Origin of the sequence: Burkholderia stagnalis (genome assembly GCF_039848545.1) — a bacterium.
Lineage (GTDB): Bacteria > Pseudomonadota > Gammaproteobacteria > Burkholderiales > Burkholderiaceae > Burkholderia > Burkholderia stagnalis.
Genome location: NZ_CP156686.1, coordinates 192,043 through 209,795, shown reverse-complemented (window position 1 = coordinate 209,795; position 17,753 = coordinate 192,043). Strand labels below are relative to the sequence as shown.

Below are 17,753 nucleotides of genomic sequence, written 5' to 3'. Positions count from 1 at the left end.
TCTCTCGTGGTTTGGCCCAGCCGGACGTCGACAGCCGCTCACGCCGGTATCGCGACGCGATTGCCGCGCCGGCCCGTCGAGGTCACGCACAAGCGAACGCCGCGTCGATGTTCGGTGGATGGCGTTCATAGCGGCCTCAGGTCTCCAGGCAACGGCGTATCCGCATGCTTCGCCGCGTCGAGCATTGCCCTCGGCAATGGCGGCGGACCATCGGTCCGCGCGGATTTTCTGACGGATTTGCCCGCATACGGCGCATTGACGGCGAAGATGCGTGGCGGTAATACGAATTGCCGCAACGCCAGCAATTCCAGCGGCCCCTTGCCCACTTCCGTGCGCAACATGAAGCTCAGCGGGTACGTGAGAGTCATCGAAGCAGGCGTAAGCGGGCCTTGCGCCGTCAGACTATCGGCAGGATCGGCAGCGGCCGTCGCCTCGTCGCCTTCTTCGTCATCGGCGTTCGAGACCTTCGTTGCGCTCGCTGCGGAAACCGCCGACGCGGGTCGCACTGCCCCGGGCGCGCGCGTATCGGGCGCCGCTTGCCATGTCAGCAGAAACGTGGCGCTGTCGACCGGTTGCACACGGGCCCGTTCGAGCATGCGCACCAGTCCCCAGCGACCTCCGAACTCGAATTGCTTGTTCGTCCCCGCCGTATCCGTCTGCCATTGCAGACGCGTGCCGAGCCCCTGCGTCCGGTTGGACGGCCATGTCAGCGGCTGCCACGTTTCCTGCTGGTTGTAGTAGTGCAGACTCTGACCGTCGAGCGTGAAGATCGTGTCGGTCACGCCCGCCGTGGGCACGGGCCGGAGATCGAACCGGTATTGCGGTTCGCCCTGCGCAAGGAGATGGCCCGCAATGCGCTGCAGCAGGTTCATTGCCCTCAGGAAATCGGGATCGAAAGTGACCGCGGTGCTGCCGGCCGCCGCCGGTTCCCACTGGTCACCTTGCAGTTCAAGCACGCCGGCAAGCTGCGAGCCGAGAAACGCGCCGATCAGTCCGCCTTGCGGCCGCAGAAAGCGTGCGAGTTCGGGAATCGACGCATCGTTGCCCGTATCGGCGAACGGATAGCGACCGGCGAACGATCGATTCCACGTTGCAACGATCGTCCGGCGCCACGCGGCGTTCAGGCTGGCCTGGGCCGGCTGCAGCACCGTTTGCGTCGCCTGGGCGACGGGCCGCACGAAGAGTGCGTCGCCCAGGCCGGCCCACTGCGCGCCGAGACTGGCGGCGATCAGCTGTGCATATGCCTGCGTATCGGCCAGTTCCGAGCCTTTGCCCTGAAACAAGGCCTGCGCGACCTGGCGAGCCCGGGCGTCGGCATCGGGGCTGTCGCTGATCTGCTGCAACTTCAGGCGCAACGTGGTGACGCGCTCCATGAATCGCTGCAAACTCAGGTCGCTGCTTCCACCACGGTTGACATCCCCCTGCGCGACAATGCGCAGCACGGGCCCGAACGACGCGCCGAGCGGCCCGGCAGGGTCGGGTTTCGCCGCTTGCGGCCCGTCGGCCTTGCCGCCGAATACCTGCTGCGCTTTGTCCACCAGCGTGTCGGACAACGACGTCTTCAGCGCCCCCGCCCCCCCTTGGTATTCGATCGATTTCATCAGCGCGATCACCGGCGACTGCCGCGCGTCGGCCATCAGCTTGAGCTGCTGGATCGCGGACGGCAGCGTGGGCGCCGGCTCCCATTGCAACGCGTTCATGAAACCCTGCCAGTGATCCGCGTAGTCGGCGAAATATCGGCTCGTGAGCGATGCCTTCATGCTCGCGGCCGAATGTTCCGGCGCCTGCCGCTGCGAACTGCCGCCCAGCACCCAATCGTTCGCGATTCCGTTGCGTTTGGCGGCTTCGTCGATCGCCGCCTCGATGGCGCCTTCGTAGGCTTGCCGCGTGAACACACCCGGCACCGATGCCGATGCCTTCAGCAGTCCACGCGCGTCGGTTCCGGCCGCGAGGGACGCGAGCGTCTGATCCGGGTAGCGATTGCCCACCGCGTCGATGACACCCTTGTAGACCGTATCTTCGGAGTTCTTCACGCCGATCACCGAGAGCAAGGTCTGACGTGCGGCATTGACCAGATCCTGACGCGGCTGGATGCGCCAGTCGGGGTGCGACTTCAGGTGACGGGCATAAAATCCGAGCAAGCGTTCGGACAGGTCAAGTTTCTCCCCGGCTCGCAGGTTCGCGCTCGTGCTCCAGTAATGGCCGAGCTGCGGCGTCATGAACGCCGCGTCGGCCCGATCCGGCTCGGCCAGCATCAGGTAGGTCTTGAGCGCCTCGTGACCGGCAAGCGCGATCCGGCTGGTCTGGTCATCGACCTGTTCGGTCTGCATCTGGCCGAGATCGACCAGGGTGGCTTCGAGGTTCTGCCGGATCGGCGTGACGAGGGCACCCAGGCTGGTCCGGGAATACGGATGCCACAGCGCCGCAAGCGTCTCCCGGTCGCGATTCATGCCGAAGCGGCTCAGCAGCGGCGAGTGTTGCCGCGCGCGGCTCTCGTAGAAGTCGATGCGCTGCTGCAGCGCCAGCAGCGCGCGCAGGCGCGCCGCCGAATCGGGAGCCGCATCCAGCGTGTGGAGCGCCTGCTTCGTGCGCTGCACTTCGCTCGCGTTCGACAACGCGGAGATCAGCATGCCGGCGGTCCAAAGCCCCAATGCGATAAAGGCGACGACCGAGCAGACGGTGGCCGGATGCCAGCCGACACGACGACCGGCGACGGTTCGCGCAACGCCGCCCAGATGCCGCCACAACGACAGCTCCGCCCCGCTCGGGGTGTCTTTTTCGCGTCCCTCGACCGGCGCTGGATAAGGGGCGAAAAACGCGCCGCCGACATGCTGCCTGCGATACCGTTTCCCGAATGCCGGATCAGCATCTCCGCCGAACATGCCGGCAATCCAGCCGGCAAGCGGCGCGGTGCGCGTGTCGAGTCGCGACGACAATTTTGCCGCGTAGAGATTGCGAGCATTCCGGCTCAGTTGCGCGATGCCGCGATTCGCAAGCTGAAGGCGCACGGCATGAAGGGCGGCCTCGATCGTCTCCCTCTCTGCATGGCGCGGAAACTCGCACCCCGTCAGCGGCGTCTCGACGCCTTCGACAGGATCGCTATCCGCCACGTCGAGCACGAACACCGGAGCGGCCCAGCGCAACGTGTCGGTGATACGTGCGAGGCGCACGTCAAGCGCGCCGATGCCACGTCGTGGCGCCGGCAGTTCGGCCGTGCCATCGACGGTCAATACGACTGCATCCACCGGCCTGCGGCGACGCAACCGGTACAGACGTTTCAGCCATGCTTCGTCGGGCAGATCGCCGTCGCCGGCCTTGCTCCAGAGCAGGACAGCGTCGTCGGTCACCAGCCAGCCGGTTTCCGTCAGCTCGGGCAGCAATCGTGCAATCGCCGAATCATGCCCCGTCAGCAGCAACCACGGCTGGCGATAACGCCAGCGCATGCCGTATCGGCCGCGCAGAATATGACGCAGTCCGGCAAAAGGATCGGATGGCGCGGCCGGCTGGCTTGTCGGCGCGACATCGACGATTTCAGCCGAGCCGACCTCGTGCGCCGCCGCCTTCCGGTCGGCACGTCGCACCAGCAGCGCGTAGACGATGACGACGACGAGGAACAGCATGACCACCGCGCACACGGCGAGCAGCCGTTCTCTCATCGCGGGCAACCCGATCAAATCGCCCTTGCCGAGTACGAAGAGCGCGGCGCCGATCAGCGCCATGAAAAAAGCGGCCAGTTTGAAATTCAAACGCATCGTGGCATCCAGGTCAGTGTTGCGGCGCGACTGCCGCCACCGTCAGCCGTTCCGCCTCGGAAATGCTGATCAGCTGCGTTCGCGCTGAAATCTTCGCGTGCTCCAGCGCAAGGGCCAGACATAGCCATGGCGCGGCGATGCCGGACACGCCGAGCCGCAAGTCGATGTCGTGTTGGCCAGCAAGGTTCGGTGTCTTCATCGCGCCCACGCCGACGGCGTCGAGATGACCGGCCAGCGCCCGGTTCAGCGGCGATTCCGCGCCGCCGGTCATCCAGTGATCGGTCAGTTCCGGGCCCTGCACGCGGCCCCATAGCAGCGCCTGCGTCACGCCCTGCCCAAGCCCCTTTTCATCACGTTGTTCAGGGCGAAAGATCAGCGCCTGGCTGGCAAGCCGCTTGCGCGCGGTCAGCGAAGCAGGCGCCAGCATCAGGATGACACCCGCCTCGGCCGCGCCGTCCGCCGGGGGCGTGTTCAGCAACGCGTTGAGTTGCACGACGCAAAGCAGGACCACAGCATCCGCGATTTCGGCTTCCTTTCCGTCGATCCAGCGGTCCGCCGAGATCAGTTCGGGGGCCGTCGTCGCGATTTCCGGCTTGAGCGCCGGGCCCAATTGACAGGCGGACCAGCACGCGCTCCAGATCGTTTCGATCTCAGGCGCAGAAAGCTGCGTGGCGATGCTCAACCGGACCACCAGCTTCGTCCGTTCGGGTATCGCGCGCAGTGCCGGCGCAACCTGACGCAGCAGTGCGTCGAACAGGAATTTCAAGAGCGCTCGGTGTCGTTCGTCATCCGTGTTGTCGCCGGCGGGCAACCAGACACCGCCCTCCGGCTCGATCCAGCGCGCGCTGACGACTTCCTGGTCGCCAGGAAAGCGGCTTCGCGGCGCCAACGCCAGCCGCTTTTGCACGACGGCATCGGCTGTGTTGTCGATCGGCTCTACGGAAAAGACGAAACCTGAACCGAGCACATGCAGCGGAACGCGGGCCCGGCGGTGGACGCGTTCGAGATAGTCGCGCCGCGCGGTGTTGTAGTCGATCGCACGTTGCCGAGGAACCTGCAATACGCCGAGATAGGCGAGGAACGGAATCAGCCAGCCGAGGATCGGAAAGACGACGGCACAGGTCCAGAACCAGGGCGTATTCGTCGGTTCGCCGGCTGGCCAGAAGCGAACGACGCACAATGCGCCGCCACCGGTCAGGATGACGAACAAGAACGCCCATGCCAGCCACGCCGGCTTGATCGTCGGAACGTCCCGGGCAGGGCCGATCCGGAGCAGGTCGTAAGCCATCACGTGCTGCTCGTCACCTTGCTGGACGCGATCAGGACGGCTCCGCAGCGGGTCTTGTAGCCGTGGAATGCAAGCGGCAGATTGCCGTCGAGCATCCTGTCGTTGCCCTCGGCGATTTCGTTGTCGCCGCACATCGGACACGACACCTTGTCGGTCTTGCGTGCTGCGCCGCGGCCGTTCAGCTTCACGCGTGACGAACCCGTCAGTACCTTGCCGCCGTGGCTCGTTTCGTCGCCGATGTAAATGACGTTTGGCATAGATATGCTTCTTGAAGTTTGAATGGGAAAGCGACTGTTGAAGGTCATGGCTCGGCACGAGCCATTAGTCGCTCGATTTCTCGCATACGATGCGTTGCTCGTCCTCGGTTTTGCAAACGATGGAAACGCCGTAATACGTGATCGGAAGGCCTTCTTGCTCGAGCGAAGCAGTCGTTGAAAAACCAGCACCATCTATTTTCAGATTCGCCAGACCTTTGCACTCACTCCGCGACGCGGCCATCCCAAACCAAAGCTCATAATTCGTGTTTTTATTAAAATATTTCTTATTGATTTCGTCGATAAGAATAAGCATGGACTCCTTCGCCATGCGATCACCTGTGCTTTTAGACGCACATTCGGTGAGATCCCAACTTGCCATAAGGGCTGCCTGGTCGCTGACTTCCGCGCCCGCCTTCAGCAACAGATCACGCGCCTCCGGGGTGGCCTTCACCAATGCCGACCGACCTTCGTGATCCTTGAGATTGACGTTTGCACGAGCCGACAGCAGTACCTTCATCAATTCGAGCTTGCCCTTGTTGGCAGCGAGCGCCAGTATCGCGCTACCATCCAGATCGACCGCATCGACGCTCGCTCCGGCAGCCAGCAATTCCTTCGCTATCCCTACATCCAGGGCGGGCCCATCGATGTTGTAGCCGACGTATTCCAATGCTGCCGAGCCGAAACGATTACGCGCATTGACGTCGAGCCCTTTTTTCAAAAGGAAACGCACCACATCGATATCGTTCGCCCGGACGGCACGCATCAGCAACGAGTCACGATCATGGTTCAAAACCCGCAGATCCGCGCCGGCGTCGGCCAGTGTCGTGAGAAGGGACAAACGTGTCGCGACTACACGATCGACGGTCGACAGGTCCTCGCGCGGCCTCGGAAGATGGCGATGTCTCAGCCTTTCATCCTCGCGAAAATACAACTCGGGAGCGCTGATTTCGCCGTCTGGCGCATGTGGTGGACGGATTTCCCGAATCAGATCGTCATCGTCGTCTGATTCGTACGGTTGCCACAGCGCATACCAGGCTACGGAATTGCCTTCGCTGTCCGTCGCGTTGACATCCGCGCCGGCGCGCATGAGCGCATTGACCACATCCAGGCTCCTCGCCTGCCGCAGTGCGAACATCAGTGCCGTGCTGCCCTTCCCTGCCACGCTGGCGGGCTTGGCTCCCGCAGCGATCAGCCTCTCGACAATATCGGCCCGCCCACGGGCGGCCGCGACCATCAAGCCGTCAATGCCGTCCGCGTTGGCGCGATTCACACCCTTGTACCGGCTGCTGATTTTCTTTATCGCGGCGTCGACCTGTGGGAGTTCGTCGTACTTCACCGCGGACAGGAATGCGTCCGTGTCGCTTGCCGAGCCGCAACCGACGAGAAGGCTCGACAGAAGCAGGATCAATCCGCACGAGTACCGATTGCTGACTTGCCTGACACCGCGCCAATCCAAAAACATTGTGCTTGCCCTCGTTGATTCATTTGTGTCGCGCTGGTAAGCGGTGCGTGAAGCTTTTCGGATGACTGGATGCCGATGCCTCATATCGCGCTGTGGCTTACCGCAGCGACTGTCGATCGGCGAAGTACCGCAGCAGCGTTCTTCTGTCGGCTGGAAATGTCGGCTCGTGGAACGGTCCAATCTCATGCCAATCACAGCGGTTCCGCCTACCGATAGCCCGGGGGATTCAGACTGGAATCCCGCAAATATGGGTCGCCCGGCTCGATTCGGCACGCCGCTTCCACATCCGCCGGCCACATCGGCACCTTGCTCGTTACTCGGTTCACCAGACGACCGATGAAGAACGCCACGTGAAACGGAAACATCAGCCATTTGAAGACCGGATTCCATGCGTCGTTCGACACGAGCGCGATCCAGCCCTGGTACAGCGTTTCGCGTTTGTCCGCGATCGGCAGATACAAGCCAAGCCCGGGCGCGTTGAGCACCGCGCGCGGGCCCGCTTCCATGTATCGGCGGATGAACTCCCAGTGGCGCAGGCAGTTTTCCCGGCTGGTTGATGCGTAACCGAAGACGAACATCTCTTCGACTGTCTTCGGATCCTTGAGCACAAGGCCGCATATGCCGAGCGTGTGGACGCCCGCCGCCTGCATGTTGACCCGCAAGGCGAAGTACACGTCATCCCATGACGCCTTCAACACCGTGCCGTCACCACGAAAGACGTAAACCATGCGTGTTCGGCGGTTAAGGCGAATGGGGTAGTGCGTGTATCCGAACCATTCGCCAATTTTTCGATAAAACATCACGAAACCCGTTAAAACGAATACCTGAATTACCGTTAGCCCAATAGACGTGGCCAACATTTCAAATTCATCAGATCTATCCCAATTTGGATCAAAATATGACCCGCATACCACCAGACTCCATATTGTCATGGTGAACCACGCAATTATCGAAAACACAAATACTCCAATAAAACTCATCAATCCGCGATTTGAGTAATAGCCATCCACAAGTTCGAGGTACGTTGAATTCATCCTGATCACCATTGCGGAAGCATGGGGATCTCCAGCTCGCCGATTGATCGGAAGACGCCATTCACGGTCCTGCTCAGTCAGCGGTCGTTGTTTTTTGCTTGTCGTAAACATCATGCTCCTGCCATCGCCTTGCTGAAGTCCGACTGTTCGACTTTTGGTTCACCGTAGCGACTCGGCACAGGCAAGACACCCCAATAGGTTCTCTCCAACCATTGAGAAAAAATGTCGCCTTTGACGTAATCAATTGCTAGGCCTATCGCCACCAGGACAATTGCAAGCACCACCCCCCATCCAGTCAGAGTCAAGCCGAATAGCATCGTGGCTCCGCCAGCAGTACTAAAAGCAGCCCAGCCAGCAAGCCCAGCCGCAATCAAACCAGTTATTCCCGACAGCCCTTGCAGAGCAATCAATCCCCACTTCTTCTGCGGCCACGTTTCGATGGCGTCAACAAGGTCCATTACCGCCGACACCCCCCACACCACCGCATTCACCACCCCCACCACCCGCAACGCGATATCCGCTCGCGCTGCCAACCGCTCGCCTGCCGCCCGCTCCGCCATCCCCGTCGCATACAGGTTCCGCCACGTCCCATACGCCTTCACCACCGTACCGACCCCCACCGCAATCGAACCCAAGAACATCGCGCCCCCCAGCGTCTCCCGCAAATCCTGCTGCTCCGTCTTCTGGAACGACAGCGCCTTCTTCTCGCTTTCCAGCAGCGCCTTCCACCCCGCGAACTTGAACATCCCGTCGATCATCGCCAGCGCCCCCGCCGACACCGTCCCAACCATCGGCGCACTCAGCCTCGCCCTCATCAACCTGTACTCCCGTACGCTCCCCGGCGACGTCACCTTCTCCGCCAGCAACTTCACCTTCTTCGTCGGATCGCTGATCGCCTTCAGTTCGTTCTCGAGGTCATCGGTGATGAACACCACCATCCTCGACTTCGCCTGCCCCGCCGCCGCCACCCTCTTCTCGAACGACGCAAGATTCCCGCTCGCAAAGCTCCCCACCACCTGACGCTCCGCGTGCGTCGTCAACTGCCTCACCTGCTGCGCCGACAGCGGCTTGCCCTCCGCCTTGCCGGCATCCGCGACGTTGTCCACGAACATCTGCGACAGCGTCTTGATCGTCTCCCGCGCCGAACCACTGATTTCCACCGTTCCCGCCGGCATCTTCAATGCCACACCCACCACCGCCATCCACCGCGAGAGCGTCTTCTCCATCGCATTGCCGTTGTATTCACGCAAGGCTGTCGACACCTGCGCCCCGATCTGCGTCAGCACGTTCGCCACCGAATCCGGCACCAGCTTCGGACCGACCAGGTAGTTGTCGGGGATTTGCCCAGTCGCGAGGTTCATCAGCGAAGCTCGGTTCTTCAATTCACCGATATCCCGGCGGATTCAGGCTGGAATCCCGCACATACGGATCGCCCGGCTCGATTCGGCATGCTGCTTCTACATCTGCCGGCCACATCGGCACCTTGCTCGTTACTCGGTTCACCAGACGACCGATGAAGAACGCCACATGAAACGGCAACATCAGCCATTTGAAGACCGGGTTCCACGCATCGTTCGATACGAGCTCGATCCAGCCCTGGTACAGCGTTTCGCGTTTGTCCGCGATCGGCAGATACAACCCAAGCCCGGGCGCGTTGAGCACTGCGCGCGGCCCCTCCTCCATGTATCGGCGGATGAACTCCCAGTGACGCAGGCAGTTTTCCCGGCTGCTCGATGCGTAACCGAAGACGAACATCTCTTCGACTGTCTTCGGATCCTTGAGAACAAGGCCACATATGCCGAGCGTGCGGACGCCCGCCGCCTGCATGTTGACCCGCAAGGCGAAGTACACGTCATCCCAGGGTGCCTTCAGTACCGTTCCATCACCTCGAAACACGTAAACCATGCGCGTCCGACGGTCGAGACGAATTGGATAATGTGTATAGCCAAACCACTCGCCAGTCCATCTATGCAGCGCAACAAAAGCCCATATACTTAACGCCGCAACAATAGTGATAAACATCACAGCCGACATCATTTCAAATTCACCATTACGATCCCAAGTTTCCATTAAATAATAATCAAATATCACGGAGCACCAGATCCAAACTGCCATCCCAAACATTCCACAAACAGCCGATGCTCCAATAAACCCCATCAGACCTCTATTCGAGTAATATCCATCCACCAACTCCAGATACGTCGAGTTCATCCGAATCACCCTCATCGACGCATGCGGATCGGCAACGCGTTGCTTAATAGATAAGTGCCATTCACGATCTTGCTCGGTAAGCGACCGTTGTTTCTTGCTTGTCGTAAACATCGCGTGGCCGCCCTTCAATTCACCGATATCCCGGGGGATTCAGGCTGGAGTCCCGCACATAGGGATCGCCCGGCTCGATTCGGCACGCAGCTTCCACATCCGCCGGCCACATCGGCACCTTGCTCGTTACTCGGTTCACCAAACGACCGATGAAGAACAGAACATGGAACGGGAACATCAGCCATTTGAAGACCGGATTCCATGCGTCGTTCGACACGAGCTCGATCCAGCCCTCGTACAGGGTTTCGCGTTTGTCCGCGATCGGCAGATACAACCCAAGCCCGGGCACGTTGAGCACTGCGCGCGGCCCCTCTTCCATGTATCGGCGAATAAACTCCCAGTGACGCAAGCAATTTTCCCGACTGGTTGATGCGTAACCGAAGACGAACATTTCTTCGACCGTTTTCGAGTCCTTGAGCACAAGGCCACATATGCCCACCGTGCAAAATCCTGCTGCCCGACTGTTGACCCGTAACGCAAAATACAGATCATCCCACCGCGCACTTAGAATCGTTCCATCCCTGCGGAATACGTAAACCGTGCGATTTATACGATTTAATCTGATTGGATAGTGAGTAAACCCAAACCATTCTCCAATTTTCCACATGCAGAACAACGCAAATGAAACCATCAAACCAGAAAATACAGCGGAAATTAAAAGATTCCACCAAGGCGAATTCCCCGCAAAATCAGACACCAGCATCGACAACATAGCAAATATAAAAATCAATCCGATCTGACTCATTGCCCCGCGGTTTGAATAGACCCCATCAACCAACTCAAGATAAGTTGAATTTAGCCTAATCACCATTGCAGATGCATGTGGCTCCGCGACCCGCTTTGATATCGATAGATGCCACTCAATATCCTGCGCAGAAATTGGACGCTCCTTCTTGAGGGTGGTAACCATCACGAGGTCGCCATGATCATTTCGAAATCAGCCTGCTCCGCCCTCGATTCCGTATAACGACTCGCCGCCGGCAATCCCCCCCAATATGTTCTCTCCAGCCAACCTGAAATTTGATCACCTTTTATTTTTTCAACCAGCATATTAAGCGCCATCAGCATGACTGCGATTATCAAACCCCATCCAGTCAAGCTAAGTCCTGCAAATATTGTTGTGCCACCATAAATAGCAGCCCAAATCCCAAGTCCCGCTCCAATAAGACCAAGCGTACCGGAAATGCGTTGGAGCCATTGCAGTTGATACTTCCCTTGCCGTTCGCTCTCATGTGCATCCGCAAAATCCATCGCCGCCGACACCCCCCACACCACCGCATTCACCACCCCCACCGCCCGCAACGCAATATCCGCTCGCGCTGCCAGCTTTTCACCTGCCCGCCGCTCCGCCATCCCCGTCGCATACAGGTTCCGCCACGTCCCATACGCCTTCACCACCGTACCGACCCCCACCGCAATCGAACCCACGAACATCGCGCCACCCAGCGTCTCCCGCAAATCCTGCTGCCCCGTCTTCTGGAACGACAACGCCTTCTCCTCGCTTTCCAGCAGCGCCTTCCACCCCGCGAACTTGCACATCCCGTCGATCATCGCCAGCGCCCCCGCCGACACCGTCCCAACCATCGGCGCACTCAGCCTCGCCCTCATCAACCTGTACTCCCGTACGCTCCCCGGCGACGTCACCTTCTCCGCCAGCAACTTCACCTTCTTCGTCGGATCGCTGATCGCCTTCAGTTCGTTCTCGAGGTCATCGGTGATGAACACCACCATCCTCGACTTCGCCTGCCCCGCCGCCGCCACCCTCTTCTCGAACGACGCAAGATTCCCGCTCGCAAAGCTCCCCACCACCTGACGCTCCGCGTGCGTCGTCAACTGCCTCACCTGCTGCGCCGACAGCGGCTTGCCCTCCGCCTTGCCGGCATCCGCGACGTTGTCCACGAACATCTGCGATAGCGTCTTGATCGTCTCCCGCGCCCCACCACTGATTTCAACCGTTCCCGCCGGCATCTTCAATGCCACACCCACCACCGCCATCCACCGCGAGAGCGTCTTCTCCATCGCATTGCCGTTGTATTCGCGCAAGGCCGTCGACACCTGCGCCCCGATCTGCGTCAGCACGTTCGCCACCGAATCCGGCAACAGCTTCGGCCGCGCATCCTGCTTCGCCTGCGCGGCCTCGGCCTGACTGGCCTTCGCCGCCGCCTCGGCCTGCTCGGCCGCTCGCTTCAGCGGGTTATCGAAGAGCGCCACGCCCGCCGACATCGCAGCCCCCAGCGCGAACTCCCGGGACGCGGCTTCCGCTTTCGCCTTGGCCCGCTCCGCCGCCGCCTGTGCTTGTCGAGCCTTTGCCTGAGTCGCCGGATCCACCTTGAGCAGCGCCTGAACGTGGCGCGTGTACTGATCCATGAGCGCCTTCCACGGCACCGCATCCGGCTCCAGCGGCGCGGCCGCTATCGCCTTGATCAGGTCGTCCTGACGCAACATCAGCGCACGCAGCAGCAGATTGGTTTTCTCGGTGATGTCGCCCTTGAGCCAGCGCAGGTAAATCTCGCCGCAGCCACCGATCTGCTGGGTGGCCGCCATGCAGCGCTGCAGCGTCTCCGCGTAGACATCGCCGGACAACGGATCCGAGCCGTCATGCGTGCAATCGAGCTTGTTGGCGAGCAGATTGCTTTGCATCCATGCGGCATGCGCCTTTGCAAGCGACTCGATGTGCTGCCTCTGCAACGCATCGGATGCCTTCTTGTATTCCTCGACCCATCCGTCGTAGGCGGCGACGTTCAGCTTGGCGCGGTACGCTTGCCAGGATTTCTCCTGCGCCTCCTTCCACTTCGTGGGCGACGGATTCCGGATCAGCGCATCCAACTCGTTTTGCCTGGCGAGTGCCTCTGCCGTCGTCCCAACTGCCGGTCGACCCGACGCCGGACGATTGGCCGTCGATGGCGTGGTCGCCATCGCCTCGCTATGTTCACGCGCCACTTCGTAGCTCAGCTTCAGATAGTCCGCGAGGTCGTTTGCCTTGCGAAACACTTCGAGCTTGACCTTCTCGTCGTTGGTCGCGCGCAGCGTCTTGATCGCCCCGTCGAGCGCGACCAGGTTCCGGTAGGTCGTCGGATACGGCCCATACCCTGCGCCATACTTTTCCTTCTCGACGCGCGTATCGAGCAGTCGTTCCGAATGCCAGTTGATCAGCGCCACCAGGTCCTGCGTCACGCCCGCCGGGTCGTCCACCGCGACGATCGCGCCCGCCAGCTCCGGGCTGCGTCGGCGGCACGCGGCCTGCACGCCGTCCGCCTTGCCCGCATGCAAATGGAATCGAGGCGCCGACGACGGCGCGAAACCATTGGGTACCGGCTTGGCCGGCGCGTATTCAGCGACCGTCTTCGCCAGTTCACTCATCGGCACGGCGTGCGGGACGCTGCCACGCCCGTGGGCCGTGGCCGCTTTCGCCGAAGCCTGATGCGATTGCGCCCACGCACCCGCATCGAACGCGCGCATGTGCAACTCGCGCAGCCGCTTTCCGCGTGGCCCGCGATGCGCGTCGATGACCGCCGACGTCCATTGCACGTCCGAATACCCGAGCCAGACGATGCCGGCGTTGCGCGCGTCTGCGATCGAAATGCATCCCGCCAATTCCTGATGTCCGGTGTAGTTGCAGGGCTTCGCCGATTTCGCTTCGGCCGGCACCGCCGCTTCCGGCGCGAATCGCATGTAGTAGCCGTCTTCCGTGATCCAGTACGCGTCCATCCGGTCGCGTTTCTCGTCGTAGACGTACAGGTAGCCGCTTCGCAGCAACCGCGCCGTGTACTGCGCGCTGCCGCCCTCCATGGTCAGATTCTGCTTCTTCCCTTTGCCGACGCTGTGCGCTGCATCCTCGACCTTCAACGGCTCGTTCACCGCCGGCAGCCCAATGCTGGCGGGCGCGATCGCATAGCGCACCGGCATCAGCAGCAAACCATGCTTGTTGCAAAGATCGCACTTCGGTTCTGTACCAGCAGCCATCGATGTCATGTCCTACGGGTTGGGGGTTTGATTCGGAACGGGTCGGCCGCCTTGGGTGCAGTCTTGGTCAACTGCGTGCGACGCGAGCGCCTGATGCTCTTCCGGCGTGAGCAACGCGATCAGTTCGGCCCAGTTCATGGAGACGGTTCGCGCGTCGAGTTGCGCCCAGCTGTCGCTCAATTTCGGGTGCGCCAGGAACGCCGGCCCATAGCGCACTGCGTATTCCGCGTACCGCACGCGGTCTTCGCGCTGATCCCAGTGCAACCGATGTTCGGCCGCCACCAGCGCCGATTCGACGCGTGCCGCCAGAGCGGCTTGCTGCTCCCAGGACAGCTCCGCCGGCAAATCGATGCGGGCAAGCACCTGATTGATGCTCGAGATTCGCTGCGCGCGGTCCCATACATCGATGTCGATCCGCGTGAACTCGTCGAAACGCTCCTGTAGCAGCGCAAGCGGTTCCATGTCGGCCACGGACGAATGCCCGGTAACCGCGTCGAATCGGAACCAGCCGTTCAGCCACGGAAACGACCAGCCGGACACGTGCTCCGTCAGCGCGGTCAACATGCCGGGGGCGAGCATCCAGCACAGATTGGCGAACACGCGCGGATCGAAGAAGCGCCACAACGCGCCGCCTGGAGAACGGTTGCCGCTTTTATGGATCGGCAACACCAGCAGACGGTTCGCAAGATGCCCGGCCAGCTCATCGAGCGAAACAGGCGCTTCGATATACGCCCCGATACTGGTGCGCGTCAGCGGCTTGCTTTGCCGAATCACATGCTCCGCATCCAGCACGGATGCCAACCATTCCTTCTGCCACGCGTCGCACCGGGCAAGATCGACGAGCGCCGGCAGACCGGCAAGATCCTTGCCCCAATTGGTCGGGCTGCACCAAGTCAGGTTCAGCGTGGCCACCAGGCCGCCGTCATCGAACGCAGCGGGATCGAGCAACAGATAGCCTCCGCCCGTCAGCGTTGGCGGCAGACAACGCGAAATCGGAGCGGCAGGTTGCAGGTTCGCCGTCATCCCAGCGCCACGCTGTTTTCGCCCGACATCGAAGCGAGCCCCTGCGATCCTTTGCACGCGGCGAACGCCGGCAGCTTGCCTGCCGCGCTATCCGGGTCTTCCCACGCGAAGTTCGCCATCCGGATCGCCACCTTGTTCGGCGACGCGATCGTCACGTTTCCGTTTTCAAGCTTGATGTATGCGCCGCCGCCATCCGTGAGCATGACGGACTTGCCCGCCTGAACGACCACATGCCCCCCGCTGCTGGTCACGGTCATGTTCTGCTGCGACGTCAGCTCCATCTCGTCGTTCTGCGCCTGGATCCGCACTTTCCCGTGGCTGGCGAACAGCTTGATGCCCATTTTTTGCGCGAACAGGCTGATTGCCTCGCCCGCCGCCACCGTGAACCTGCGCAACACGCCGATATCCGCGCTGGCCCCCGCGGTCATCGTCAGATTGCTGCCGGCGCTGTGGACGAGCGCATCGGGCGTCACGACGGCGACGGACGCGTTCGACGACAGCAGCATGACCGCCTGTTGCAGATCCCGAATCTGCTCCTGGAGCACCTGCTGCATTGCTTTCGCATCGGCCGCGTCGGCCCGTGCGATGCTCGCGGCCTGCGCCAGCCCCTCCATGCGGGCCTGCGCGTCGCCGAGCCGCGTCATCGCCTCCTGCATGTCGAGTTGCTCACCGGCCGCATTCGGCCTGTCGTCCGTGGAAACGAACAGCCCCTTTCCGCCTCGGACCGCACCATGACCCGACGTGCGCAGCTCGAAGCCCTCGCCGCGCCGCTGCTTTTTTGAATCGACCAGATAGCCGAGATTCAGCTGACTCTTGCCCGAATGATCGGTCGACAGCTTGATGCCTTCGCAGCCTCGCCAATCCTCCATCCGCAGCTTGTTGTTGCTCTGCGTGCGAATCACGTTGCGCGACAGCCACCGGTCCTGATTCGTGATCAGGTCGACCGCCTGGCTGTGGTGGTGAAACTGGGAGATGTACGGCTTGTCCGGGTTGCCGTCGCGAAATTCCACCACGGCTTCGTCGCCGTGCAGCGCAGGAAAATGAAAGCCGGTCTGGAGGCCGCCTGCAAACGGCTTCGCGAGGCGCAGCGGCACACTCTCGCCGCCCGGATTCCATTCGTCGAAATCCAGGTCGAAGCGCACGGTGTAATAGCCCTGCTGCGTCAGATATGCGTATTCGTAGTCGCGTGGAGACGTCACGCGCGCACTCAGGGTGCCGCTGATCTTCGCCCAGCTTTCCACGTCAAGTTTCAGGCGGAAGCGGCGGTCTGCGGGAATGGCCTTGTAGCTGTTGCGGTACGCCTGGTCCCGTGCTCCCGAGTGAATCGTCTCGATGATCACCTGGCCATTCGGCGCGTCCGGCAGTTCCTCGTCGACACGGAGCACGCGCGCCGGACGCAGCTCGAGGACGTTGCTTTCGCCCTCGTAGAGCACCTGCCATGCAATCTCCGCTTCGTGACGCAGTTGCGCCTCCCAGCGCGCGCCATCCTGATCCAGATGATGCGTACCGTAGACATAGGACTGCCCGTATGTCGTGGTGTCCTTCTTTGCGACGTTGGCGTCAGCTTTGAACCGCTCCCAGGCCTGATCGGGGTTGTAGTCCGCCACCAGGATCGATTGCGGGACCGTTTCCGCATGCATCTCGAGCGCGAACACCGCCTCGACGCCCGCCTCCAGCCCGGCAGTCTCCCGGTATGCCGCCTTCAGTTCCGGCGTATAGACGTAATGGTCGATGTCGTCGGCAAACACGATCACATCGCCGTGCTTGCCCTGCGTGAAGTAACTGTAGATCCCTTCCTTCTGCATCAGCATCCGGATATAGGCCAAGTCCGAAACCTGATACTGGAAACGAAACGCATGTTGCGGGTACTGGCGGCGCAGGTCGAATGTGAACTGGTGGCCCTTGAAACCATGGCGGCGCAGGATCGCCTCGATAATCTGCGGTGCGCTCTGCTGCTGATAGATACGGCTCGTGCGCGTCAACCGCAGGCGCGCGATATGCGCCTCGACGACGATCCGGTAGCGGCTGAAGTCCCTCGTCGTCTTCGTTTTCGCGAAACGCGTGATGCAGCCGGCGAACACCCGGGGCCGAGCGCCGTTTGCCGGCTCGATCGTGAAGCTTGCGTCGCGTCCGAGATAGTCGCCGCGTGCAAGATGATTCGGGTGCGTCACTTCGATGACGATCCGGTATGGATCGCCCATGCGCTCGGTTGCCGTGAACGACACCACCGACAATTCCCGGCTTGTGGATTCTCCCAACACTTCCAGGAAATACGATTGCCGGCCCGTCATCGCCCCCGGGTTCGTCGCATACTCGTCCAACCTCTCAAGCAGATCCGTCATCGTCCCTCTTCCCTCAATTGCAGAACGGCTGCCTCCAATGTTGCGTGTACTGCCATTGCAACCCGGCATGAATTTTTGCGGGCCATGGTAAACACATTGTCATCTCATGTGAATGGACGTTTGCGTATTTTTCGCAGTCCACGAAATATTTCATGCACACATATTTCAAGATGGAATTTGTGTGCTATTTATTCGCGCCATCAATTTTCATCCCTATCTTTATCTTGAAATTGTTGTGAGCGCGACGTGGATTGGCCGCTTCCTGAATTCGATGCCCCAAGCAGCATTCGGTCTCGATTCAGAATCACGT

At 61.2% G+C, this 17,753-nt stretch carries 11 protein-coding genes; all 11 read right to left on the bottom strand.

The window, feature by feature from the left end; genetic code table 11:
* Window positions 1-125: 125 nt before the first annotated feature.
* Entirely contained in the window at window positions 126-3,752 is a 3,627-nt protein-coding gene (locus ABFO07_RS17780; protein ID WP_347469357.1) for an ImcF-related family protein, read from the bottom strand.
* A 13-nt stretch (window positions 3,753-3,765) separates the two neighbouring features.
* The gene (locus ABFO07_RS17775; RefSeq protein WP_347469356.1) at window positions 3,766-5,040 is read right to left on the bottom strand and encodes a hypothetical protein; all 1,275 of its coding nucleotides are present in this window, start codon (window positions 5,038-5,040) and stop codon (window positions 3,766-3,768) included.
* Window positions 5,040-5,297 carry a PAAR domain-containing protein gene (locus tag ABFO07_RS17770; RefSeq protein WP_059884572.1) on the bottom strand — a complete coding sequence of 86 codons (258 nt, stop codon included), beginning with the start codon at window positions 5,295-5,297 and terminating at the stop codon, window positions 5,040-5,042. The genes ABFO07_RS17775 and ABFO07_RS17770 overlap by 1 nt, the downstream gene beginning before the upstream one ends.
* Window positions 5,298-5,361: 64 nt before the next feature.
* Window positions 5,362-6,705 carry an ankyrin repeat domain-containing protein gene (locus ABFO07_RS17765; RefSeq protein ID WP_347469355.1) on the bottom strand — a complete coding sequence of 448 codons (1,344 nt, stop codon included), beginning with the start codon at window positions 6,703-6,705 and terminating at the stop codon, window positions 5,362-5,364.
* A 260-nt stretch (window positions 6,706-6,965) separates the two neighbouring features.
* Entirely contained in the window at window positions 6,966-7,907 is a 942-nt protein-coding gene (locus ABFO07_RS17760; protein WP_347469354.1) for a DUF6708 domain-containing protein, read from the bottom strand.
* A complete protein-coding gene (locus ABFO07_RS17755; protein ID WP_347469353.1) occupies window positions 7,904-9,154 on the bottom strand; it encodes a hypothetical protein in 1,251 nt (416 codons plus the stop codon). Before ABFO07_RS17755 ends, ABFO07_RS17760 begins: the two co-directional genes overlap by 4 nt.
* Window positions 9,155-9,176: 22 nt before the next feature.
* Window positions 9,177-10,133, bottom strand: a complete 957-nt coding sequence (locus tag ABFO07_RS17750) for a DUF6708 domain-containing protein (protein ID WP_347469352.1) — start codon at window positions 10,131-10,133, stop codon at window positions 9,177-9,179.
* A gap of 1 nt (window position 10,134) precedes the next feature.
* Window positions 10,135-11,025: a DUF6708 domain-containing protein gene (locus tag ABFO07_RS17745; RefSeq protein ID WP_155696732.1), complete on the bottom strand. Its 891-nt coding sequence runs from the start codon at window positions 11,023-11,025 to the stop codon at window positions 10,135-10,137.
* Entirely contained in the window at window positions 11,025-14,078 is a 3,054-nt protein-coding gene (locus tag ABFO07_RS17740; protein ID WP_347469351.1) for a T6SS effector BTH_I2691 family protein, read from the bottom strand. The genes ABFO07_RS17745 and ABFO07_RS17740 overlap by 1 nt, the downstream gene beginning before the upstream one ends.
* Window positions 14,079-14,090: 12 nt before the next feature.
* Window positions 14,091-15,101: a hypothetical protein gene (locus tag ABFO07_RS17735; RefSeq protein ID WP_347469350.1), complete on the bottom strand. Its 1,011-nt coding sequence runs from the start codon at window positions 15,099-15,101 to the stop codon at window positions 14,091-14,093.
* Window positions 15,098-17,443 carry a type VI secretion system Vgr family protein gene (locus ABFO07_RS17730; protein WP_347469349.1) on the bottom strand — a complete coding sequence of 782 codons (2,346 nt, stop codon included), beginning with the start codon at window positions 17,441-17,443 and terminating at the stop codon, window positions 15,098-15,100. Before ABFO07_RS17730 ends, ABFO07_RS17735 begins: the two co-directional genes overlap by 4 nt.
* Between the last annotated feature and the right edge of the window lie 310 nt (window positions 17,444-17,753).

Excerpts from the sequence above, each read along its gene's own strand:
- ABFO07_RS17780 (WP_347469357.1), bottom strand. The coding sequence starts at position 3,752 with ATGCGTTTGAATTTCAAACTGGCCGCTTTTTTCATGGCGCTGATCGGC.
- ABFO07_RS17775 (WP_347469356.1), bottom strand. The coding sequence starts at position 5,040 with ATGGCTTACGACCTGCTCCGGATCGGCCCTGCCCGGGACGTTCCGACG.
- ABFO07_RS17770 (WP_059884572.1), bottom strand. The coding sequence starts at position 5,297 with ATGCCAAACGTCATTTACATCGGCGACGAAACGAGCCACGGCGGCAAG.
- ABFO07_RS17760 (WP_347469354.1), bottom strand. The coding sequence starts at position 7,907 with ATGATGTTTACGACAAGCAAAAAACAACGACCGCTGACTGAGCAGGAC.
- ABFO07_RS17755 (WP_347469353.1), bottom strand. The coding sequence starts at position 9,154 with ATGAACCTCGCGACTGGGCAAATCCCCGACAACTACCTGGTCGGTCCG.
- ABFO07_RS17745 (WP_155696732.1), bottom strand. The coding sequence starts at position 11,025 with ATGGTTACCACCCTCAAGAAGGAGCGTCCAATTTCTGCGCAGGATATT.
- ABFO07_RS17740 (WP_347469351.1), bottom strand. The coding sequence starts at position 14,078 with ATGGCTGCTGGTACAGAACCGAAGTGCGATCTTTGCAACAAGCATGGT.
- ABFO07_RS17735 (WP_347469350.1), bottom strand. The coding sequence starts at position 15,101 with ATGACGGCGAACCTGCAACCTGCCGCTCCGATTTCGCGTTGTCTGCCG.
- ABFO07_RS17730 (WP_347469349.1), bottom strand. The coding sequence starts at position 17,443 with ATGACGGATCTGCTTGAGAGGTTGGACGAGTATGCGACGAACCCGGGG.